Origin of the sequence: Limnohabitans sp. (assembly GCF_038134685.1) — a bacterium.
In the GTDB taxonomy this organism is placed as follows: Bacteria; Pseudomonadota; Gammaproteobacteria; order Burkholderiales; family Burkholderiaceae_C; genus Limnohabitans_A.
In genome coordinates this window covers 48327-69355 of the sequence record NZ_JAYPVP010000011.1, presented here as the reverse complement: position 1 = coordinate 69355, position 21029 = coordinate 48327, and the positions used below count along the sequence as shown (strand labels likewise).

Below are 21029 nucleotides of genomic sequence, written 5' to 3'. Positions count from 1 at the left end.
ACGGCCAAGCCTGCCATGCGCCTGATCCGCTTCAACAAACCCTACGGCGTGCTCAGCCAGTTCACGCCCGAAGGACGCTGGCAAGGCCTCAAAGACCATATCACCCTGCCAGGGGTGCATGTGGCCGGACGGCTCGATGCGGACAGCGAAGGCCTGCTGCTGCTGACCGACCACGGCCCCTGGCAAGCGCGCATCGCCGACCCGCAACACAAAATGCCCAAAACCTATTGGGTGCAGGTCGAAGGCGTGCCCACCGAAGCCGCCCTGCACACCCTGCGCCAGGGCGTACAACTCAAGGATGGCCTGACACGGCCCGCACAGGCACGGCCAATTGACGAACCCCAAGGCCTGTGGCCGCGTACCCCGCCCATTCGCTACCGCGCCAACATCCCCACCAGCTGGCTCGAAATCGTGCTGCGCGAAGGCCGCAACCGCCAGGTGCGCCGCATGACCGCAGCCGTTGGCCTGCCCACCCTGCGCCTGATCCGTGCGGCCATTGGTCCGTGGAACCTGGAAGACTTGCCGCAGGGGCAGTGGCAGGATGCAGATGCCAGTGCGCTGATTCAAGACCGAAAATAAATACGCCGGACACATGGTCAGGCGCAACATACGAAACGAACGAATTTCAGTCTGCTGTAGCTTCCTCTTCCGGCTCAGTCGGTTCAGACTTGGCTGAACGACCTTCCTTCTTGGGCAAAGGCGTGATGTCCAGCAAGGCCTGGCCTTGGTCGTCCACGTCCACCGTCAGGCGGCCGCCCTCGGTCAGGCGACCAAACAACAGTTCGTCGGCCAGCGCCTTGCGAATGGTGTCCTGAATCAGGCGCTGCATCGGGCGGGCACCCATGAGCGGATCGAAACCCTTCTTGGCCAGGTGCTTGCGCAGCGTGTCGGTGAAGGTGACTTCGACCTTTTTCTCGCTGAGCTGCTGCTCGAGCTGCAGCAGGAACTTGTCGACCACACGAAGAATGATTTGCTCGTCCAGCGGCTTGAAGCTGACGATGGCATCCAGACGGTTGCGGAACTCCGGCGTGAACAGGCGCTTGATGTCGCCCATCTCGTCACCGGCCTGGCGCGGGTTGGTGAAACCAATGGTCGCCTTGTTCATGGTCTCGGCGCCCGCATTGGTGGTCATGACGATGATCACGTTGCGGAAGTCGGCCTTGCGTCCGTTGTTGTCGGTCAGCGTGCCGTGGTCCATGACCTGCAGCAGCACATTGAAAATGTCCGGGTGAGCCTTCTCGATCTCGTCGAGCAGCAGCACGCAATGCGGCTTCTTGGTCACGGCTTCGGTCAGCAAACCACCTTGGTCAAAACCCACGTAACCCGGAGGCGCACCGATCAGGCGGCTCACGGCGTGGCGTTCCATGTACTCGGACATGTCAAAGCGGATCAGTTCGATGCCCATGATGTAGGCCAGTTGCTTGGCCGCTTCGGTCTTGCCCACACCCGTGGGGCCAGAGAACAGGAAAGCGCCAATGGGCTTGTCCTGCTTGCCCAAGCCCGAGCGTGCCATCTTGACGGCGGACGACAGCACTTCAAGCGCCTTGTCCTGGCCAAAGACCACGGCTTTCAGGTCGCGTTCGATGTTTTGCAGCTTGCTGCGGTCGTCGTTGGACACGTTGGCAGGCGGGATACGTGCGATCTTGGCCACGATCTCTTCGATCTCGTGCTTGCCAATCGTTTTCTTGCGCTTGGAGGGCGCCAGAATGCGCTGGGCAGCCCCAGCCTCGTCGATCACGTCAATGGCCTTGTCGGGCAGCTGGCGATCGTTGATGTACTTGGCCGCCAATTCTGCTGCTGCCTGCAGCGCCGCATTGGCGTACTTCACGCTGTGGTGTTCTTCAAAGCGGCTCTTGAGCCCTTTGAGGATGTCCACGGTTTCTGACACGGTGGGCTCGACCACATCCACTTTCTGGAAGCGGCGAGACAGCGCAGCGTCCTTCTCGAAAATGCCACGGTACTCGGTAAAGGTGGTCGCGCCAATGCACTTGAGCTGACCACTGGACAGCGCAGGTTTTAGCAGGTTGGAGGCGTCCAGTGTGCCGCCAGAAGCCGCACCGGCACCAATCAAGGTGTGGATTTCATCAATGAACAAAACAGCGTTGGGCTTGTCTTTGAGCGCCTTCAGCACACCCTTGAGGCGCTGCTCGAAGTCACCCCGGTACTTGGTGCCCGCCAGCAGCGCGCCCATGTCCAGCGAGTACACCTGGGCTTCGGCCAGGATCTCGGGCACTGTGCCCTGGGTAATGCGCCAGGCCAACCCCTCGGCAATGGCCGTTTTACCCACACCAGCCTCACCCACCAGCAGCGGGTTGTTTTTGCGGCGGCGGCACAGGATCTGGATGGTCCGCTCGACCTCGTATTCGCGGCCAATCAGCGGGTCGATCTTGCCGTCATTGGCTGCCTGGTTGAGGTTGTTGGTGTACTGCTCCAGCGGCGAAGCTTTTTCATTGCGCTCGCCGCCTTGGGCACCCTCCTCGCCTTCATTGCTGGCCGGGTTTTCGGCAGCTTTGGCAGCTTCAGGCGAGTCATTCTTGCGAATGCCGTGAGCGATGAAATTGACCACATCCAGGCGGGTGATGCCCTGCTGGTGCAGGTAATACACGGCATGCGAGTCTTTTTCGCCAAAGATGGCCACCAGCACATTGGCGCCGGTCACTTCCTTCTTGCCGTTGCCGGTGGACTGCACATGCATGATGGCACGCTGGATCACGCGCTGGAACCCCAGCGTAGGCTGCGTGTCCACCTCTTCCGTGCCTGCCACCTGGGGCGTGTTGTCCTTGATGAAATTGGTCAGCGCAGCACGCAAATCGTCAATGTTGGCCGCGCAGGCACGCAGCACCTCGGCCGCGCTGGGGTTGTCCAGCAAGGCCAAAAGCAGGTGCTCAACGGTGATGAATTCATGCCGTTGCTGACGGGCCTCGACAAAGGCCATGTGCAGGCTGACTTCGAGTTCTTGAGCAATCATGAGGTTTCCTTCTGTGCGCTAATGTTCTGTGTATGCAAATGGGGTTGCCTGGCGTTTATTCAACCGGTTCGCTCTCGCATTGCAGCGGGTGCCCGGCATGGCGTGCCGCATCCATGACCTGGGTAACCTTGGTGGCCGCCACGTCCTGGCTGTACACCCCGCAAACGGCTTTGCCGTCTAGGTGAATCTTGAGCATGATCTGGGTGGCGGCCTCGCGGTCTTTGCTGAAGAACTCCTGCAAAACCACCACGACAAACTCCATGGGCGTGTAGTCGTCATTGAACATGACCACCTGGAACATACGTGGCGGTTTGACACGCTGCGTCCGGCGCTCCAGCACCACCGAATCGCCCCCATCGGGCGCACGTGGCTCAACAGAGGGCTGCTTGGGACTGAGAGGTTTGCGAGTGGGCATGAATTCATTCTATCGATTGCCATGCCCCGTTCTGGCCTGCAAGCAAAAAACCTTCTACTCAAGAGACATATCGGGGAAAACCTTCAATTGACAAGGCGGAAAAGTCGCCCCAGACTGGTGCACAAAAGTCAGTTGGAGACCATCATGCCCAACGGTAAAGTCAAGTGGTTCAACGATGCCAAGGGCTTCGGGTTCATCGAACCCGATGGTGGCGGTCCCGATGCATTCGCCCATTTTTCGGCCATCGAAATGGACGGGTACAAAAGCCTCAAGGAAGGCGCACGCGTCAGCTTCGAACTGGTTGATGGCCCCAAGGGACTCATGGCCGCCCACATCCGCTCGGAAAATACGCCCCTGACCTCATCCAGCGACTAAAGCCTGGGACACTGCAGAAAAACATACCGTTATGGGCTTATGCTCTTGCGCCAGTAACACGCAAGAATTTGTGCCATGTCCATCCTCTCTACATCGATTTCTCGTATCGCCGTCGCATGGCTGATCGCTTTGGCCAGCAGTTCAATCTGGGCACAGACAACAGGTCAGGCTCAAATGGACTTGCCTCGTGCCCAGTTGCAAGCGGGTATGCATCTGATACAGGTTCAGGTGGCCAGCACCGGCCGTCAACGCGAAATTGGGCTCATGTGGCGCAAGGAGATGCCTGTGCAAGAAGGCATGCTGTTCGTGTTCGAACAGCCCGCCGGGCAGTGTTTCTGGATGCGTAACACACTGATTCCACTGACTGCTGCCTTCATTGCCGACGATGGCACCATTGTCAACCTTGCCGACATGCAGCCACAAAATGACACATCTCACTGTTCAGGACAGCCTGTCCGCTTTGTGCTGGAAATGAACCAGGGCTGGTTTGCCAAGCGGGGCATTCGGGCAGGCCAGAAAATCAGTGGCCCCTTCTTTCGCCCCTGAAGGGTTTGAGGCTGAGCGTCAAACGCCCCAGTAAAGCTCTTGTTGCTCTTGTGAACAGCGCTGCAGCATTTGCAGCATGGGCTGTGCGCGCTGTGCCAGGCGAACCTCGGGTTCGACCTCCCCACGCTCAAACGCTGATGCATCTTCGCCCTGATCAACGAGCTGCTGACGTTGCTCCTGCCAGGCCTTGAGGCGAAGCTCTTCTTCCTGGACCGCCGCCTGCAAACGAGCAGTCACCTCAGGCAATTGCGCTACCGTGACAATGCCCTTGGCCTGGGGCTCACCTTGCATGATCTTGAGCAAGCGACGAGCATCAGGCTCAAGCATGATCAGGTCTGCAGCCGCCTTGGACTTGAACTTGTAGAGCATTTGGGCAGTCCTTCAGTCCCGATCATCCACCGCTTCGCCCTGGATCTGGGCCTTGAGCTTGTGACTGGCGTGAAAAGTGGTGACGCGACGCGCCTCGATTGGAATGAGCTCACCTGTTCGCGGATTGCGCCCTGGCCGCGCTGCCTTGGTACGGATCTGGAAGTTGCCAAAACCGGAAATCTTGACGTCTTCGCCGTGCATCAAGCAGTCCACGATCAGGTCAAAGAAGGCATCAACCATGTCCTTGGATTCACGCTTGTTCAGACCAATTTGCTCATACAGCATGGTGGCCAACTGCGCTTTGGTCAGCGCTGGCGTTTCCAGGGTTGCAACCGAAATTTCCATGACCTGATCCTCAAGCGCGCAGTCGGGCTGACAAACTCGTCTGCAACTGCGAAACCAATGCTGCCATCGTCGTTTCGATTTGCGCATCCGTCAAGGCCGCTTGCGCATCGGCCAGCGTGATGCGCACGGCAAGACTCTTCTCGCCCACGGCCAGCGCGGCGCTTGCTTCCTTCGGACGGTAGATGTCAAACAGTACCGCAGACTGGACCAACCCCTCGGTGGGTGCTTGAGCTATTGCAGCCATGAGTTGTGCATGGGTTACAGCCTCGGGCACGATGAGGGCCAAATCACGCTCCACAGGCTGATGCTTGCTCACGCCTTTGGCAGCAGGCACCACGCGGGCCAGCACGGCATCCAGCGCCAGTTCGAAGACCACCGGAGCACTGCTCAGCTCCCAGGCCTGACGCCAGCGCGGATGCAGCTCGCCCACATGGCCAATGACCACGCCGTCCACCACGACCTGGGCTGAACGACCGGGGTGCAGCGCAGGGTGTTCGCAAGCTACAAACTCGGCTTTGCGCGGGGCCAGCATGGCCTCGACATCGCCTTTGACGTCGTAAAAGTCCACTGCACGGCCTTTACCCTGCCAGCCCAGCGGCTGCTCGGGACCCCAGGCCAGACCCGCCACACGCATGGGCTGGTCAAAACCACCCACCGTGCTGTCGCTGTCCTGCACAGAGGCGTCGCGCAGGAACACGCGACCCAGCTCGAACACGCGCACGCGATCAGCCTTGCGGTCGGCATTGAACTTGAGCACCTGCATGAGCGAGCCGATCAGGCTCGAACGCATGACACTCATCTGGCTGGCAATCGGGTTGAGCAAACGAATCGGGTTGGTGTTGCCTGCCAGGTCGCGCTCCCAGGACTCTTCCACAAAGCTGTAGTTGATGGTTTCCTGGTAGCCCAGGCCTGCCAGCATGCGGCGCACGGCAAACGGGCTGCGCGTGTTTTCGGCACGCAACTTGGGCGTGATGGGGGCCTGTGGTGGCGTAGTAGGCAGGTTGTTGTAGCCCACCATGCGGGCCACTTCCTCGATCAGGTCGGCTTCGATTTGCAGGTCAAAGCGATAGCTCGGTGGCGTCACGGTGACGGTGCCCTCGCCTTCGCTCACTTGCAAGCCCAGGCCACGCAGTGCGTCCGCGCATTGCTGCTGCGTGAGCGGCATGCCAATGACCTTGTTGGCGCGGGCCACGCGCAGCGTGACGGGCTTGGCCTGAGGCACGTTGAGCGTCTGGTCGTCGATGGGGCCGACCTGGGTCTCGGGCGTGCCGCATATGTCCAGCACCAGTTGGGTGATGCGCTCGATGTGCTCCACCGTGAGTTGCGGGTCCACGCCGCGCTCGAAGCGGTGTCCGGCATCGGTCGAAAAATTGTAGCGGCGCGAGCGGCCCGCGATGGCAGCGGGCCACCAGAAGGCGGCCTCGATGTAAATGTTTTGGGTGTCATCAGACACGGCGGTGGCGTCGCCACCCATGATGCCTGCCAGCGATTCGACCTGGCTGTCGTCGGCGATCACGCCGACTTTGTCGTCCACGGTGACGGTATTGCCGTTCAGCAGCTTGAGCGATTCACCCGCTTTGCCCCAGCGCACCTGCAGACCGCCGTGGATCTTGTCGAGGTCAAAAATATGCGAAGGACGGCCGAACTCGAACATCACGTAGTTGGAGATGTCGACCAACGGGCTTACGCTGCGTTGACCGCAACGCGCCAAACGGTCCACCATCCACTGTGGGGTCTGGGCCTTGGTGTTGACGCCCTTGACCACGCGACCGCTGAAGCGGCCACACAGGTCTGTAGCCAGCACCTTGACCGCCAACTTGTCCGCAATTTGAGTGGCGACGGCCGGGAAAATTGGTGCCAGCAATGGCGCACCCGTCAGGGCCGACACCTCGCGGGCGATACCGTAAACACTCAGGCCATGCGCCAGGTTGGGCGTGAGCTTGAGGGTCAGCAGCGTGTCGTCCAGATTCAGGTACTGGCGAATGTCCTGGCCCAAAGGCGCGTCCAGCGGCAGTTCCAGCAGACCGCCGTGGTCGTCGGCAATTTTCAGCTCCTTGGCCGAGCACAGCATGCCCTGGCTTTCCACACCACGCAGCTTGCCCACCTTGATGACAAAGGGCTTGCCGTCTTCGTCCGGCGGCAGCTCGGCACCCACCATCGCACATGGCACGCGAATGCCCACGCGAGCGTTGGGCGCGCCACACACGATGTTGAGCAAACTGCCCTGCCCCACATCCACCTGGCACACGCGCAAGCGGTCGGCATTGGGGTGCTGTACCGCTTCCTTGATTTCGCCCACCACGATTTTGGTGAACGGCGGGGCGACAGGTTCAAGCTCTTCCACTTCCAGGCCAGCCATGGTCAGGGTGTCGGCCAGCTGCTGGGTCGTCAGGGGCGGGTTGCAGAATTCGCGCAACCAGGATTCAGGAAATTGCATGTCTAAGACTCAATGAAAACGGGTGCGAAAAATTACTGAAACTGGGACAGGAAACGGACATCCCCGTCAAAGAACAGGCGCAGGTCGTTGACGCCATAGCGCAACATGGTGAAGCGGTCCATGCCCATGCCGAAGGCAAAGCCAATGAAGCGCTCGGGGTCGAGGCCCATATTGCTCACCACATTGGGGTGCACCTGGCCGGAGCCAGCCACTTCCAGCCAGCGACCGGCCAAGGGGCCGCTCTGGAACTGGATATCGATCTCGGCGCTGGGTTCGGTGAATGGGAAAAAGCTGGGGCGAAAGCGCAGCACCAGATCGTCACTTTCGAAGAAGGTGCGGCAGAAATCGGTAAAGACCACCTTCAGGTCCTTGAAGCTCACGTTCTCGCCGATCCACAGGCCTTCGCATTGGTGGAACATGGGCGAATGCGTGGCGTCGCTGTCCACGCGATAGGTGCGGCCCGGCGCAATGACACGGATCTCGGGCATGCCCTGGCCAGCGTCAAGCTGGTTGCGGTAACGCTTGACGTGCTGCACCGCATGGCGAATCTGCATCGGACTGGTGTGCGTGCGCAGCAAATGGCCGCCTTCCACATAGAAGGTGTCGTGCATGGAGCGCGCAGGATGGTCTTCGGGCGTGTTGAGCGCGGTGAAATTGAACCAGTCGGTCTCGATCTCGGGACCCTGGGCCACTTCAAAACCCATGGAGCCGAAAATATTTTCCACACGTTCGAGTGTGAGCGAGACGGGGTGCAAACCACCCACAGTGCCGCGACGGCCAGGCAGACTCACGTCCAGCGCCTCGGCTTTGAGTTGCGTCTGCAGCTCGGCGTCAGCCAGGGCCTGGCGCCGGTCATTGAGTGCTGCTTCGATGGCTTGTTTGGCCACGTTGATGGCCGCGCCACGGGTTTTCTTGTCTTCGACACTGAGGGCGGCCATGCCCTTCATGAGTTCGGTGATGCGACCGGCTTTGCCCAAAAACTGGGCCTTGGCGTTTTCGAGATCCACGGGGGTGGCGGCTTGCGCAAAGCTTTGGCGCGCCGACGCAACCAGGGTGTCCAACTCGTTCATGTTATGCAGTGTCTGAAGGGAGATTCAATAAAAAAGGGATTGAAGCCTTTGCAAGCCCCAACCCCTTTGACAAGCGCGAAGCACAGGCCCGAAAGGGCCCATGTCGCCTGCAGCCATCAAGCGGCAGCCAGAGCGGCCTTGGCTTGTGCCACGATGCCAGCGAAAGCAGCCTTGTCGTGCACGGCGATGTCGGCGAGCACTTTACGGTCGATTTCGATGGAGGCCTTTTTCAGACCATTGGCAAATTGGCTATAGGTCATGCCCAGTTCACGCGCACCGGCGTTGATACGGGCAATCCACAGCTGACGGAAGACGCGCTTCTTGGCACGACGGTCACGGTAGGCGTATTGGCCAGCCTTCATCACCGCCTGTTTGGCGATACGGAAGACATTGCCGCGGCGACCGCGGAAACCTTTTGCAAGGGCCAGGACTTTCTTGTGACGGGCGCGTGCCGTTACACCACGTTTGACGCGAGGCATATGAGTTCTCCTTGTTCGTCAGTGAATTACAGGCCAGCCATAGGCAGCATCTGTGCCATGTGACCCATGTTGGTCTCATGCACGGCCACTGCACCGCGGAGGTGGCGTTTGTTCTTGGTGGTCTTCTTGGTCAGAATGTGACGTTTGAAGGCTTGACCGCGTTTAACGGTTCCACCGGGACGAACACGGAAGCGCTTTTTGGCGCTGCTCTTGGTCTTCATCTTGGGCATTTGAATGCTCCTTTGTTTGTGCTCGTGAGGTGTCTGCAAAGAATTTGCAGCCTTGTTGACCCCGAGCCACTTTTAACAGCCAGGTTTGACCCCGACTGGATCGACAGGCCAAAGCCCGTCAAACCTCTCTCTTGCTCAGGCCTCTGCTGGCGCCTGGGGCGCAGCTTCTGCCTTGGCAGCACCGGGCTTTTTACGGCCGGGCGCAATCATCATGATCATCTGGCGACCTTCGAGCTTGGGGAACTGCTCCACCACGATCAAATCGGCCAGCTCATCGCGAATGCGCTGCAGCAGGGCCATGCCCAGCTCCTGGTGCGTGATCTCGCGGCCACGGAAACGCAGCGTGATCTTGCACTTGTCACCCTCGGCCAGAAAGCGTCGGATGTTGCGCATCTTGATGTTGTAGTCCCCATCATCGGTACCGGGACGGAATTTGACTTCCTTGATATCGATGACCGTCTGCTTGGCTTTGGCTTCTGCAGCACGCTTTTGTTCCTGGTACTTGAACTTGCCGTAATCGATCAGGCGGCACACCGGTGGGCTGGCCATCGGTGCAATTTCAACCAGGTCCACGTCCAGATCCCCAGCGGCACGCAAGGCCTCGGCCAAAGACATGACGCCCAAGGGCTCGTTCTCGGGGCCAGTGACGCGAACCTCAGGAGCAGAGATTTCACGGTTCAGACGGTGCTTGCGTTCCTCGCGTTGGCGACGGTCACGAAATTCGGTAGCGATGACTAGGGTCCTTTAAAAAAACAATGGGCAATACCACACTGCACGCGCAGCCCGAGCAAGCTCAGACCTTGCTGGCAATGTCTTTGGAGATCAGTTCGATGAACGCATCCACGGACATCACGCCGAGGTCTTGATTGCCTCGGGCACGTACGGCAACGGTACCGGCTGCCTTTTCCTTGTCGCCTGCGACGAGGATATAAGGCGGCTTTTGCAACGAATGCTCGCGTATTTTATACGTGATTTTCTCATTGCGCAGATCAGTCTCGACCCTAAGGCCTTGATTTGGCACAGATTTTTGGATTTTTGCAGCGATTTCACGACAGTAATCGGCCTGTGCATCGGTGATATTGAGCACCGACACCTGCACCGGAGCCAGCCAGGTGGGCAAGGCACCAGCATGCTGCTCGATCAAAATACCAATGAAACGCTCAAGACTGCCCACGATGGCGCGGTGCAAAATGACCGGGCGTTGGCGGCTACCGTCTTCGGCAGTGTATTCGGCATCGAGGCGTTCGGAGAGGTTGAAGTCCACCTGGATGGTGCCGCATTGCCACTCACGGCCAATGGCATCGCGCAAGGTGTATTCGATCTTGGGGCCGTAGAAAGCGCCATCGCCTTCAGAAATGACAAACTCGCAACCCGAATGGCGCAAACTGTCCATCAAGGCCTTTTCGGCTTTGTCCCAAAGTTCGTCTGAGCCAATGCGTGCCGCCGGGCGGGTCGAGACCTTGTAGAGGATGTCGGTAAAGCCGAAGTCCGCATAGACCTTCTTGAGAACCTTGGTGAAGGTGTCGCACTCGGGCAGGATCTGGTCTTCGGTGCAGAAGATATGGCCATCGTCCTGCGTGAAGCCGCGCACGCGCATGATGCCGTGCAGGCCACCCGAAGGCTCATTGCGGTGGCACTGGCCAAATTCACCGTAGCGCAGCGGCAAGTCGCGATAGCTCTTGATGCCTTGCTTGAAAATCAGGATGTGCCCTGGGCAGTTCATCGGCTTGAGCGCATAGTCGCGCTTTTCCGACTCGGTGGTGAACATGTTTTCGCGGTACTTGTCCCAGTGGCCAGTTTTTTCCCAAAGGCTCTTGTCGATGATCTGCGGGCCTTTGACCTCCAGGTAGCCGTTGTCACGGTACACCTGGCGCATGTACTGCTCTACCTGCTGCCATACCGACCAGCCCTTGGGGTGCCAGAACACCAGGCCTGGGGCGTGCTCATCAATATGGAACAAATCGAGCTCGCGACCGAGCTTGCGGTGGTCGCGTTTTTCAGCCTCTTCGAGACGCTGCAAGTATTGCTGCAAGTCTTCCTTGCTGGCCCAAGCAGTGCCGTACACACGCTGGAGCATTTCATTTTTGCTGTCACCGCGCCAATAGGCGCCGGCCACTTTCATGAGCTTGAAGTGCTTGAGCTTGCCGGTGCTGGGCACGTGCGGACCGCGACACAGATCTTCGAAATTGCCTTCGCGGTACAGGCTCACTTCCTGGTCTGCGGGAATGCTGGAAATGATCTCGGCTTTGTAGTGCTCACCCAAGCCCTTGAAGTAGGCCACAGCCTCATCCCTTGGCAGCACGCGGCGCACCACGGGCTCGTCCCTGGAAGCCAGCTCGGCCATGCGCTTTTCAATCGCCACCAGGTCTTCGGGGGTGAAGGCGCGGCTGTACGAGAAGTCGTAATAAAAGCCGTTATCAATCACCGGACCAATGGTGACCTGAGCCTCGGGGAAAAGCTCCTTGACAGCGTAGGCCAGCAAGTGGGCCGTCGAGTGACGGATCATTTCAAGACCATCCGCATCCTTGGCGGTGATGATGGCCAATGAGGCGTTGGCTGTGATGCTGTAGCTGGTGTCCACCAACTGGCCATTGACCTTTCCACCCAATGCAGCCTTGGCCAAGCCTGTACCGATGGAGGCAGCCACTTCAGCCACCGTCACCGGACCTTGAAATTCACGCACAGAGTTGTCGGGAAGGGTAATTTGCACCATGAAAAAACCAACAATAAAAAAGCTCTAAATTGTCCCATAAATCACCTGGCTCCAATGGCCCTCATCGGGAGCACTGAACGCAGCCAGCACAAAACCCTGTTTGTTTGCTGCAACGTCAGCCCCACGTTGGCTGTCCTGGTTTAAGATGATGCCCTTCGATTTCATCTTGTAAAAAGACGTACCACGATGACCACGACCTCAAACGCATCCAAGATCATTTACACCCTCACCGACGAAGCTCCTCGTCTGGCGACCGAGGCATTTCTGCCGGTGATCCGTACCTTCACGCAACCCGCTGGCATCAGCGTGGAAACCAGCGACATTTCAGTGGCCGCCCGTGTTCTGGGAGAATTTTCGGACTTCCTCAAGCCCGAGCAACAAGTGCCCAACAACCTCAATGAGCTGGGCAAACTGACGCTGCGCCCCGAGGCCAACATCATCAAGCTGCCCAATATCAGCGCCTCTGTGGCTCAGCTGGTCGCCGCCATCAAGGAACTCCAGAGCAAGGGCTACGCCATTCCTGACTTCCCGGAAAACCCCAAGACCGACGAAGAAAAAGCCATCAAGGTGCGCTACGGCAAGTGCCTGGGCTCGGCCGTCAACCCGGTGCTGCGCGAAGGCAACTCCGACCGCCGCGCCCCCCGCGCCGTCAAGGAATACGCACGCAAGAACCCGCACAGCATGGCTGAGTGGAGCCAGGCTTCGCGCTCGCACGTTTCACACATGCACGCGGGCGACTTCTATCACGGCGAAAAATCCATGACTCTGGATCGTGCTCGCGATGTGAAGATGGAGCTCATCACCAAGTCCGGCAAAACCATTGTGCTCAAGCAAAAGGTGTCGCTGCTGGACCGCGAAGTGATCGACAGCATGTTCATGAGTAAAAAAGCACTGCTGGCGTTCTACGAGAAGGAAATTGAAGACGCACGCAAAACCGGCGTGATGTTCTCGCTGCACGTGAAAGCCACCATGATGAAGGTGTCTCACCCCATCGTGTTCGGTCACTGCGTCAAGATCTTCTACAAGGAAGCCTTTGAAAAGCACAAAGCTGTGTTGTGCGACCAACTGGGCGTGAACGTGAACAACGGCATGGTCGATCTGTACAACAAGATCGCTACCCTGCCCCAGTCGCTGCAAGACGAAATCAAGCGCGACCTGCACGCTTGCCACGAACACCGCCCCGAGCTGGCGATGGTCGACTCGGCCAAAGGCATCACCAACTTCCACTCGCCCAACGATGTGATCGTGGACGCGTCCATGCCCGCCATGATCCGCAACGGCGGCAAGATGTGGGATGCCAACGGCCGCTTGAAAGACGTCAAGGCCGTGATGCCCGAATCGACCTTCGCCCGTATCTATCAGGAGATGATCAACTTCTGCAAGTGGCACGGCGCATTCGACCCCAAGACCATGGGTACCGTGCCCAACGTCGGCCTGATGGCTCAGCAAGCCGAGGAATACGGCTCGCACGACAAGACTTTCGAGATTCCCGAAGACGGCGTGGCCAACATCACCGACCTGAACACCGGTGAAGTGTTGCTGTCCCAGAACGTGGAAGAAGGCGACATCTGGCGCATGTGCCAGGTCAAGGACGCCGCCATTCGTGACTGGGTCAAGCTGGCCGTCAACCGCGCCCGCAACTCCGGCATGCCCGTGGTGTTCTGGCTCGACCAGTATCGCCCGCACGAAGCGCAGCTGATCACCAAGGTCAAGATGTACCTGCATGAGCACAACACCACGGGTCTGGACATCCAGATCATGAGCCAGGTGCGTGCCATGCGTTACACCCTGGAACGTGTCATTCGTGGCCTGGACACGATCAGTGCGACCGGCAACATCCTGCGCGACTACCTGACCGACCTGTTCCCCATCATGGAACTGGGCACCTCGGCCAAGATGCTCTCCATCGTGCCCCTGATGGCCGGTGGCGGCATGTATGAAACCGGTGCTGGTGGCTCTGCGCCCAAACATGTGCAGCAGTTGGTCGAAGAAAACCACCTGCGCTGGGACTCGCTGGGTGAATTCCTGGCGCTGGCCGTGTCGCTGGAAGACCTGGGCCTTAAAAACGGTAATGCCCAAGCCAAGCTGCTGGCCAAAACACTGGATGCGGCCACTGGCAAGTTGCTGGACAACCGCAAGAGCCCTTCGCCCAAGACTGGCGAGCTCGACAACCGCGGCAGCCAGTTCTACCTGGCCATGTACTGGGCCCAGGAGCTTGCAGTACAAACCGACGATGCATCGCTGGCTTCCAAGTTTGCGCCTCTGGCCAAGCAACTGGCTGACAACGAAAGCAAAATCGTCAGCGAGCTCAATGCAGTTCAAGGCAAGCATGTCGATATTGGCGGCTACTACATGCCCGACAACGCCAAATTGCACGCCATCATGTGCCCAAGCGCAACGCTCAACGCAATCCTTGCCAAATTTGTGGCCTGAGTTTGGAGAGCGTCAGATCCGCACAAAAAAACCACCCTCGGGTGGTTTTTTTGTGTCTGAATGGCAATGTTTTTTCAGAACTTTGAAAGCCTGTGCATCAGGCGGCATGCTTTTGCAACACTTTGTAGAGCTCGTCCTTGAGCGCCAGTTTTTCTTTCTTCAGAACCTCGATTTCTTCAGCGCGGGCATGCACATGATCTTGGTTACCTTCAAGATTCTTGATCTGCTGATCCAGATCGTTGTGTCGGTCAAACAAGGTCTTGAAATGCAGGTCGCTGGTTTTAAGGGAAGTGATCAGGTCGCGATATTCTGGAAACATCTTTACTCCTAGAAAGTCCAAACAAGGAAGACGTTTTCACTTTAGCGCCTAATCCATCGCTATGCGACTTCAGATCCGTCAATCTGCTTGCGTCTTGATGTACGACAAGTATTTGACCAATCGCCAGACCGCTACGCAAAGGGCTACTGCCCCCATCGCCAGTACGACATAGACGACGCGCAAACCCAAGGTCTCGGCCAAGTAACCCAGCAACAAAGCTGCGAGTTGCGAGCCCACTGTGAAGGTGATCATCAAAATGGCTGACAAGCGTGGCGCCTGTGAAGGAAAGCCTTGCAAGGCGCTGCCCAGCAAAATCGGGAATCCAACAGACACGCCCAACCCCGTCAGGAAGTTGAGAAGCGCGAGGAGCACAAAATCCACCCGCTCAGGCAGGAGCGCTATTGCGGTCAGGGCCAGGGCCCCCAGCACACTCAAACCCTGCAATTTCTGTCCCATGTTCCACCGGCTGGGTACGAAGGCCTGCCACAGACGACCGGCTGTCATGCCCGCCATCAAAAAACCCAGCGCCAGGCGTGAGGCCTGGTTGCCCAAACCCAAACCCAGGGATGCATAGCTGACAAACCAGAAGTATTGCCCCCATTCGATAAAGCCACTGAACAAGCCAGCAGCACACACACGCTGTATCAAGGGTTGCCGCAGGAGTTGAAGATAGCCCAGCGCTGACTGGGTTGTTTCGCAAGAAACCTGCTCTTGATGACGAAATGCGGCATTGTTCAAACGCTGCTTTTGCAAGGTCAATATCCACAAACTGATCGCCAACACACCAAACACGGCATAAGGTGCACGCCACCACGGTGTGAGCAAGAGAACCGCACTGACAACCAGTGGCGACAAAATGGTCCCTGCGGAATAACAGACATCCACCAGACTGATGATGCGTGTACGCTCTTCTGCCTCTTCGCTGATCTCGGACAACAGGCCATGTCCCAAAGTGAACAAGGCTGTTTCAAACACAGCAATCAACACCATGCACAAAGCCAGAGATGCAAACCCTGGCGCAAGCATCAAGCCCACCAAGGCCAGAACCACGGCAGAAGAGTACGCACGCAACAAACGCTTGGGCAAAAAACGTTTGGCAATCGCGCCCCCCAACAAAGAGCCGATAGCACCTCCACTGGTCCATAAAGCCATGAGCCATCCGACCTGATCAAAACTAAAGCCCATCTGCTCACGCAGATTCGGCGTCACAGCGCCAAGCAGCGCCCCAAAAATGCCCCACAAAAGCGCGCAATACAAAATGATCCAGGCCACAAATGGCAAGTGACGCAGTCGTTGCCAGGGCGACAGAAATGGCGCGTGAGAACTGTTCATGGTCTAGAAACGTGACGAGTGTGTAACGTCATTGTCAGCGCACACGGAAGGACTCTGCACGAAGCAGCACAAAAAGAAATCCCGCTGTAACTTTTGAGCAGACAAAAAAAATGGCCCCGAAGGGCCATTTGAAACTGTGCACAAAAAGAAATTATTTCTTCTTGTTCACGGCAGCCTTGAATGCTGCGCCAGCAGTGAACTTGGGCACAGTGGCAGCTGCAATTTTCAGCTTCTCACCAGTGCGGGGGTTCTTGCCGGTACGAGCAGCGCGCTTGGCGGCCTTGAAGGTACCGAAACCAATCAGCTGGACGTCCTGCTTCTTGGCCACCGTTTTCACGATGGTGTCCACAACGGCGTTCAGTGCGCGGGTAGCGGCAGCCTTGGACAGATCGGTTTCTTTGACGATGGCTTCAATCAATTCAGCTTTGTTCACGCGAGGTCTCCTTTCAAATGAACAGTGTCTATTGTGCCCTAGGAATGGGGCTTCAGGACCAAATCATCCTAAATGCAAACCCTAAAAAAAACACACCCACAAGCGCCATGGAGGCTGACGCCATGCGGTGTTGCGCCTGAAATCGGCTTTTAAGCCGCGCACCAGCGACGATCAGCATCCACAAATACAGCAAACTGCAGATCTGCACCACGACGCCCAACAGCAGATAAGCCAGCGCTGGAGACGGTGCATCCTCACGTACAAACTGCGTAAAAAACGCCAGGAAAAAGAGGATGGCTTTAGGGTTGGTCAAGGACAGAGACAAGGCTCTCCAATAAGGCTTGGGTTCTTTGACTAAAGCCTGATCCTCTTGGACCAGGGTAGCTTGCTGCCCTTTGAGAAGCCATCGCTGCCAGGCCTGACGCAACAGCTGCACACCGATGTAGCCCAGGTAAACAGCCCCGCTCGTTTTGAACAGCATGAACGCTGTAGGAAACAGATGCATCATGGAGGCAGCACCAGAAGCCGTTGCCAGCATCAACAAGGTATCTCCCGTAAAGATACCGAACGCTGCCTGCCAACCCCGATGTCGATCGTGCCGAGCTGACGCCGTGATCACATACAGCGAATTGGGGCCTGGCAACAGCACGACGATGATGGTACCCAGCAAGAATTGCCAGAAGTTATGGATGCCCAGGTCCATCGTTTACAACGTCCTTACAAAATACGGATTGAGCGCCGATCATAAAGTGATGCGACTCATTTTCAGTCCATGAGTCGAGGGTTTTTCCGTACCGTTTCGCGGATTGAATTGTGCAAACATATAAGCTCTTACTTAACTTGGGTTTCAGCGATGAATAAAACACTGTTTCCACAATTTGCAGCCGTCACAACCGTGCTGCTTGTGGGCTTGACCAGCGCCAACGTCATGGCGCAAAGCAGCAGCCAGGTGCTGCACCAGCGTGCGACAGCAGCCATGTGCGCCAACTGCCACGGCACCGATGGCCGAACCGTTGACGGCTCAGCCATTCCCTCTTTGGTCGGCATGCCCAAGGAATACATGATTCGCCAGATGGATGCTTTCAAGAACGGCAAGCGCGAAGCCACCGTGATGCATCAAATCACCAAAGGCCTGACTGCTGAGCAAATCGAAGCTGTCGCCAACTACTACGCATCCACCAAGCGCTAAACAGGAGCACCCTATGCAACGTCGTCAATTTGTCAATGCCTCTTTGGGCCTGGGTGCTGCAGCTGCTGTGTCTCCCCTGCTCTCGGGTTGTGCATCACTCTCCGGCATTCCCTCCAAATCCCAAGTCGTCGTCATCGGTGGTGGCTTCGCTGGCGCTACCGCAGCCAAGTATGTCCGCATGTTGTCGGACTACAAAATTCAGGTGGTGCTGATCGAACCCAATCCCGCCTTCGTGTCGTGCCCAATCTCCAACCTGGTGCTTGGTGGCAGCAAGAAGATGGAAGACATCACCACCACCTACGACACCCTGAGCCGCAAACACGGCGTCAAGGTAGTCAAGGATATGGTGGCTTCGGTCAATACCGATAAGAAGTCGATCACCACCGCTTCAGGTGTGAGCATCGGCTACGACAAACTCATCATGTCTCCAGGCATCGATTTCATGTTCAACACCATCGAGGGCCTGCAAGCAGCTCACGACTCCGGTCAAGTGTTGCATGCCTGGAAAGCTGGCCCCGAAACAGCCAGCCTGCGCAAACAACTTGAGCAAATGCGCGATGGTGGTGTCTACGCCATCTCCATTCCGCAAGCCCCCTACCGCTGCCCTCCCGGCCCCTACGAGCGTGCCAGCCAGGTGGCTCACTACCTCAAACAGCACAAGCCCAAGTCCAAAGTCCTGATTCTGGATGCCAACGAAGACGTGACTTCCAAAGGCAAACTGTTCAAGGCCTACTGGGCTGCCAATTACAAAGGCATGCTCGAGTACATGCCCTCGCACAAAGCCACGGCTGTAGACGCCAAGACGAGCACACTCAAGTTTGATGTACAAAGCGATGTCAAAGCCGATGTGCTCAACGTCATTCCCGCGCAGACTGCCGGCAAGATTGCCGTCTCCACCAAACTCAACAACGTCAATGGCCGCTGGTGCGGCGTCAATTACCTGAACTTTGAATCCACTCAGGCAAAGGATGTCCACATCATTGGTGACTCGATCATGCTGGCTCCCGGCATGCCCAAGTCCGGACACATGGCGAACTCCCAAGCCAAAGTGTGCGCCGCAGCCATCGTGGCACAACTGGCCGGTCTGGAGATCAACCCCGCGCCGCTGTTGAGCAACACCTGCTACAGCTTCCTGAACGACAAGGACGTTGTCCACGTGGCCTCTGTTCACCAATACAACGTTGCCCAGAAAACCTACCTTACCGTCCCAGGCTCTGGCGGACTCTCACCCGCCCCCAACCAGCTCGAAGGCATTTATGCCTGGAACTGGGCCCAGAACATATGGGCAGACACGCTCCTGTGATCCTTCACGGTCGTTTCCCAAAACCGCCTTCGGGCGGTTTTTTCATGCCCGCAGTTTTCATGCTTTCCATGACAAACAAAATAAAAGCCACCTGACACCGAAGCATCAGATGGCTTGATTTTGAAAGCACCCTTTCGGATGCCTTCAAAAGCAGATCAGTGGAACTGCTCTTCTTCGGTGGAACCGGTCAGGGCTTTCACGCTGGAAGAACCACCCTGGATCACGGTGGTCACGTCGTCGAAGTAACCCGTGCCCACTTCCTGCTGGTGCGACACGAAGGTGTAGCCTTGCTCGCGAGCTGCGAACTCGGGCTCTTGCACCATTTCAACGTAGTGCTTCATGCCTTCGCCGCCAGCGTAGGCCTTGGCGAACTTGAAGGTGTTGTACCAGTTGACGTGGATACCGGCCAGTGTGATGAACTGGTACTTGTAGCCCAGCGCAGACAGCTCTTCCTGGAAAGAAGCGATCTGCGAGTCGTTGAGGTTTTTCTTCCAGTTAAACGATGGCGAGCAGTTGTAGGACAGCAGCTTGCCGGGGTTGGCAGCCAGCACAGCCTGGGCGAATTCGCGGGCGAAGCCAATGTCTGGCACGCCTGTTTCACACCACACCAGGTCAGCATAGGGAGCGTAGGCGACACCGCGGCTGATGGATTGCTCCAGGCCGTTCTTGACACGGAAGAAGCCTTCTTGCGTGCGCTCGCCGGTCAGGAAAGGCTTGTCGTTTTCGTCGTAGTCAGACGTGATCAGGTTGGCGGCTTCCGCGTCGGTACGAGCCAGGATCAGTGTGGGCACGCCCATGACGTCGGCTGCGAAACGCGCCGAGATCAGCTTTTCGCAGGCTTCACGTGTAGGCACCAGCACCTTGCCCCCCATGTGACCGCACTTCTTGGCAGCGGCCAGTTGGTCTTCGAAGTGAACGCCAGCAGCACCGGCAGAGATCATGTTCTTCATCAGTTCGAAGGCGTTCAGAACGCCACCGAAACCGGCCTCAGCGTCAGCAACGATGGGCAGGAAGTAGTCGATGAATTCCTTGTCGCCGGGGTTGATGCCACGGCTCCACTGGATTTCGTCGGCACGCTTGAAGGTGTTGTTGATGCGGCGCACCATGGTCGGCACCGAGTCGTAGGCGTACAGCGACTGGTCGGGGTACATGGTCTCGGAAGTGTTGCCGTCAGCAGCGACTTGCCAGCCCGACAGGTACACAGCTTCGAGGCCAGCCTTGGCCTGTTGCATGGCTTGACCCGCGGTGATGGCGCCGAAAGCATTCACGTAGCCTTTTTTGGCGCCGCCATTGACTTTGTCCCACAGCACTTTGGCGCCGCGCTGGGCCAGGGTGTATTCAGGCTGCAGGGAGCCACGCAGACGCACCACGTCAGCGGCAGAGTAGCCACGCTTGACGCCTTTCCAACGGGGATTGGTGGCCCAGTCTTTTTCCAGGGCTGCGATTTGTTGCTCGCGGGTGAGATTTTGAGACATGTCTAACTCCTTAGGATCAAGTTGAAATCAGTGGGTCAGTGTGACTGACCGTGTGATTCATCTTAACTCTTCTACAAGAGTTATTCCATCTCTTATGTCTTATAGAAGACATTTATTTATTCGTTTAAAATCAACACTTTAAAAAGTTAATTTCTCAATATGGAATTTTGTTTCTCATATTGAGAAATTTTGATGCGCCGCAGCAAGAGGTTTTCTCACAATGAGAAATTTCTTTTGAGCTGATGAAATCAATGCAGTGGTGTAGCGCTGACCAACATGCCGTCCGCATCTGCATAGAGCCACTCCCCGGGTCGAACGTGTACGCCCATCAAGGCAACCATCACATCACGTTGCCCTTGGCCTGCGCGGGCCGTAGGCATGGGCACCAGGGCTCGGGCACGAATACCGACATCAGCAGACGCCAATTCGGCCTTGTCACGAACACAACCATCAACGACCACACCGGCCCAACCATTTTTGGATGCTGCTGCAGCAAGATTGCCGCCCAACAGTGCGCGATGAAGTGACCCTCCACCATCCACAACAAGGACACGCCCCTCACCAGGCGATGAGACAAGGTCTTTGACCAGTGTGTTGT

Annotated in this window: 21 protein-coding genes and 1 pseudogene; 6 read left to right on the top strand and 16 right to left on the bottom strand. The window is 57.4% G+C overall.

Annotated features, from left to right (window positions below; translation table 11 throughout):
- Positions 1-15: 15 nt before the first annotated feature.
- Positions 16-579: a pseudouridine synthase gene (locus AAFM15_RS06655; RefSeq protein ID WP_341685923.1), complete on the top strand. Its 564-nt coding sequence runs from the start codon at positions 16-18 to the stop codon at positions 577-579.
- A gap of 46 nt (positions 580-625) precedes the next feature.
- Here AAFM15_RS06655 and clpA read toward each other — a convergent pair whose 3' ends face one another.
- Complete coding sequence (gene clpA, locus AAFM15_RS06650; protein WP_341685922.1) at positions 626-2968, bottom strand: ATP-dependent Clp protease ATP-binding subunit ClpA; 2343 nt, start codon at positions 2966-2968, stop codon at positions 626-628.
- Between the two features lie 55 nt (positions 2969-3023).
- Positions 3024-3383: an ATP-dependent Clp protease adapter ClpS gene (gene clpS / locus AAFM15_RS06645; protein WP_341685921.1), complete on the bottom strand. Its 360-nt coding sequence runs from the start codon at positions 3381-3383 to the stop codon at positions 3024-3026.
- A gap of 144 nt (positions 3384-3527) precedes the next feature.
- Here clpS and AAFM15_RS06640 point away from each other — a divergent pair, with 144 nt between their 5' ends.
- Both AAFM15_RS06640 and AAFM15_RS06635 read left to right on the top strand, forming a co-directional pair.
- A complete protein-coding gene (locus tag AAFM15_RS06640) occupies positions 3528-3758 on the top strand; it encodes a cold-shock protein (protein WP_341685920.1) in 231 nt (76 codons plus the stop codon).
- A gap of 75 nt (positions 3759-3833) precedes the next feature.
- Positions 3834-4304, top strand: a complete 471-nt coding sequence (locus AAFM15_RS06635) for a DUF192 domain-containing protein (protein ID WP_341685919.1) — start codon at positions 3834-3836, stop codon at positions 4302-4304.
- Positions 4305-4322: 18 nt separating this feature from the next.
- Here AAFM15_RS06635 and AAFM15_RS06630 read toward each other — a convergent pair whose 3' ends face one another.
- From AAFM15_RS06630 to thrS, 8 genes are all read right to left on the bottom strand, one after another.
- Positions 4323-4673 carry a DUF1840 domain-containing protein gene (locus tag AAFM15_RS06630; RefSeq protein ID WP_341685918.1) on the bottom strand — a complete coding sequence of 117 codons (351 nt, stop codon included), beginning with the start codon at positions 4671-4673 and terminating at the stop codon, positions 4323-4325.
- A gap of 12 nt (positions 4674-4685) precedes the next feature.
- Positions 4686-5018 (bottom strand): integration host factor subunit alpha, encoded by a 333-nt coding sequence (locus tag AAFM15_RS06625; protein ID WP_341685917.1) that lies wholly within the window; start codon positions 5016-5018, stop codon positions 4686-4688.
- A 10-nt stretch (positions 5019-5028) separates the two neighbouring features.
- On the bottom strand, positions 5029-7455 hold the full coding sequence (pheT, locus tag AAFM15_RS06620; RefSeq protein WP_341685916.1) for a phenylalanine--tRNA ligase subunit beta: 2427 nt from the start codon (positions 7453-7455) through the stop codon (positions 5029-5031).
- 32 nt (positions 7456-7487) lie between these two features.
- On the bottom strand, positions 7488-8525 hold the full coding sequence (gene pheS / locus AAFM15_RS06615) for a phenylalanine--tRNA ligase subunit alpha (RefSeq protein ID WP_341685915.1): 1038 nt from the start codon (positions 8523-8525) through the stop codon (positions 7488-7490).
- Positions 8526-8641: 116 nt separating this feature from the next.
- Complete coding sequence (gene rplT, locus AAFM15_RS06610) at positions 8642-9004, bottom strand: 50S ribosomal protein L20 (protein ID WP_341685914.1); 363 nt, start codon at positions 9002-9004, stop codon at positions 8642-8644.
- Between the two features lie 26 nt (positions 9005-9030).
- Complete coding sequence (rpmI, locus tag AAFM15_RS06605; protein ID WP_108322580.1) at positions 9031-9234, bottom strand: 50S ribosomal protein L35; 204 nt, start codon at positions 9232-9234, stop codon at positions 9031-9033.
- Between the two features lie 135 nt (positions 9235-9369).
- The gene (gene infC / locus AAFM15_RS06600; RefSeq protein ID WP_341685941.1) at positions 9370-9966 is read right to left on the bottom strand and encodes a translation initiation factor IF-3; all 597 of its coding nucleotides are present in this window, start codon (positions 9964-9966) and stop codon (positions 9370-9372) included.
- 61 nt (positions 9967-10027) lie between these two features.
- Complete coding sequence (thrS, locus tag AAFM15_RS06595; protein ID WP_341685913.1) at positions 10028-11947, bottom strand: threonine--tRNA ligase; 1920 nt, start codon at positions 11945-11947, stop codon at positions 10028-10030.
- A 186-nt stretch (positions 11948-12133) separates the two neighbouring features.
- On the opposite strand from thrS, the gene AAFM15_RS06590 reads away from it, so the two are divergent.
- A complete protein-coding gene (locus AAFM15_RS06590; protein WP_341685912.1) occupies positions 12134-14380 on the top strand; it encodes an NADP-dependent isocitrate dehydrogenase in 2247 nt (748 codons plus the stop codon).
- A 97-nt stretch (positions 14381-14477) separates the two neighbouring features.
- Here the strand turns inward: AAFM15_RS06590 and AAFM15_RS06585 are convergent, their stop codons facing one another.
- The 4 genes and pseudogenes from AAFM15_RS06585 to leuE form a co-directional block, all read right to left on the bottom strand.
- The gene (locus AAFM15_RS06585) at positions 14478-14699 is read right to left on the bottom strand and encodes a YdcH family protein (RefSeq protein WP_341685911.1); all 222 of its coding nucleotides are present in this window, start codon (positions 14697-14699) and stop codon (positions 14478-14480) included.
- 78 nt (positions 14700-14777) lie between these two features.
- A complete protein-coding gene (locus AAFM15_RS06580) occupies positions 14778-16031 on the bottom strand; it encodes an MFS transporter (protein WP_341685910.1) in 1254 nt (417 codons plus the stop codon).
- A gap of 151 nt (positions 16032-16182) precedes the next feature.
- Positions 16183-16491 (bottom strand): annotated as a pseudogene (locus tag AAFM15_RS06575) (HU family DNA-binding protein); the annotation flags it as partial.
- Positions 16492-16516: 25 nt separating this feature from the next.
- Positions 16517-17167 (bottom strand): leucine efflux protein LeuE, encoded by a 651-nt coding sequence (gene leuE, locus AAFM15_RS06570; RefSeq protein WP_341685909.1) that lies wholly within the window; start codon positions 17165-17167, stop codon positions 16517-16519.
- A gap of 150 nt (positions 17168-17317) precedes the next feature.
- On the opposite strand from leuE, the gene AAFM15_RS06565 reads away from it, so the two are divergent.
- Positions 17318-17653, top strand: coding sequence for a c-type cytochrome (locus AAFM15_RS06565; RefSeq protein ID WP_341685908.1), 336 nt, complete (start codon positions 17318-17320; stop codon positions 17651-17653).
- A gap of 13 nt (positions 17654-17666) precedes the next feature.
- Complete coding sequence (locus AAFM15_RS06560; RefSeq protein ID WP_341685907.1) at positions 17667-18956, top strand: NAD(P)/FAD-dependent oxidoreductase; 1290 nt, start codon at positions 17667-17669, stop codon at positions 18954-18956.
- A gap of 155 nt (positions 18957-19111) precedes the next feature.
- On the opposite strand, the gene aceA is transcribed toward AAFM15_RS06560, so the two are convergent.
- On the bottom strand, positions 19112-20431 hold the full coding sequence (gene aceA, locus AAFM15_RS06555; RefSeq protein ID WP_341685906.1) for an isocitrate lyase: 1320 nt from the start codon (positions 20429-20431) through the stop codon (positions 19112-19114).
- Between the two features lie 248 nt (positions 20432-20679).
- On the bottom strand, positions 20680-21029 hold a 350-nt coding region (rraA, locus tag AAFM15_RS06550), incomplete at its 5' end, for a ribonuclease E activity regulator RraA (RefSeq protein WP_341685905.1).

Excerpts from the sequence above, each read along its gene's own strand:
- AAFM15_RS06655 (WP_341685923.1), top strand. The coding sequence starts at position 16 with ATGCGCCTGATCCGCTTCAACAAACCCTACGGCGTGCTCAGCCAGTTC.
- clpA (WP_341685922.1), bottom strand. The coding sequence starts at position 2,968 with ATGATTGCTCAAGAACTCGAAGTCAGCCTGCACATGGCCTTTGTCGAG.
- clpS (WP_341685921.1), bottom strand. The coding sequence starts at position 3,383 with ATGCCCACTCGCAAACCTCTCAGTCCCAAGCAGCCCTCTGTTGAGCCA.
- AAFM15_RS06640 (WP_341685920.1), top strand. The coding sequence starts at position 3,528 with ATGCCCAACGGTAAAGTCAAGTGGTTCAACGATGCCAAGGGCTTCGGG.
- AAFM15_RS06635 (WP_341685919.1), top strand. The coding sequence starts at position 3,834 with ATGTCCATCCTCTCTACATCGATTTCTCGTATCGCCGTCGCATGGCTG.
- AAFM15_RS06630 (WP_341685918.1), bottom strand. The coding sequence starts at position 4,673 with ATGCTCTACAAGTTCAAGTCCAAGGCGGCTGCAGACCTGATCATGCTT.
- AAFM15_RS06625 (WP_341685917.1), bottom strand. The coding sequence starts at position 5,018 with ATGGAAATTTCGGTTGCAACCCTGGAAACGCCAGCGCTGACCAAAGCG.
- pheT (WP_341685916.1), bottom strand. The coding sequence starts at position 7,455 with ATGCAATTTCCTGAATCCTGGTTGCGCGAATTCTGCAACCCGCCCCTG.
- pheS (WP_341685915.1), bottom strand. The coding sequence starts at position 8,525 with ATGAACGAGTTGGACACCCTGGTTGCGTCGGCGCGCCAAAGCTTTGCG.
- rplT (WP_341685914.1), bottom strand. The coding sequence starts at position 9,004 with ATGCCTCGCGTCAAACGTGGTGTAACGGCACGCGCCCGTCACAAGAAA.
- rpmI (WP_108322580.1), bottom strand. The coding sequence starts at position 9,234 with ATGCCCAAGATGAAGACCAAGAGCAGCGCCAAAAAGCGCTTCCGTGTT.
- thrS (WP_341685913.1), bottom strand. The coding sequence starts at position 11,947 with ATGGTGCAAATTACCCTTCCCGACAACTCTGTGCGTGAATTTCAAGGT.
- AAFM15_RS06590 (WP_341685912.1), top strand. The coding sequence starts at position 12,134 with ATGACCACGACCTCAAACGCATCCAAGATCATTTACACCCTCACCGAC.
- AAFM15_RS06585 (WP_341685911.1), bottom strand. The coding sequence starts at position 14,699 with ATGTTTCCAGAATATCGCGACCTGATCACTTCCCTTAAAACCAGCGAC.
- AAFM15_RS06580 (WP_341685910.1), bottom strand. The coding sequence starts at position 16,031 with ATGAACAGTTCTCACGCGCCATTTCTGTCGCCCTGGCAACGACTGCGT.
- leuE (WP_341685909.1), bottom strand. The coding sequence starts at position 17,167 with ATGGACCTGGGCATCCATAACTTCTGGCAATTCTTGCTGGGTACCATC.
- AAFM15_RS06565 (WP_341685908.1), top strand. The coding sequence starts at position 17,318 with ATGAATAAAACACTGTTTCCACAATTTGCAGCCGTCACAACCGTGCTG.
- AAFM15_RS06560 (WP_341685907.1), top strand. The coding sequence starts at position 17,667 with ATGCAACGTCGTCAATTTGTCAATGCCTCTTTGGGCCTGGGTGCTGCA.
- aceA (WP_341685906.1), bottom strand. The coding sequence starts at position 20,431 with ATGTCTCAAAATCTCACCCGCGAGCAACAAATCGCAGCCCTGGAAAAA.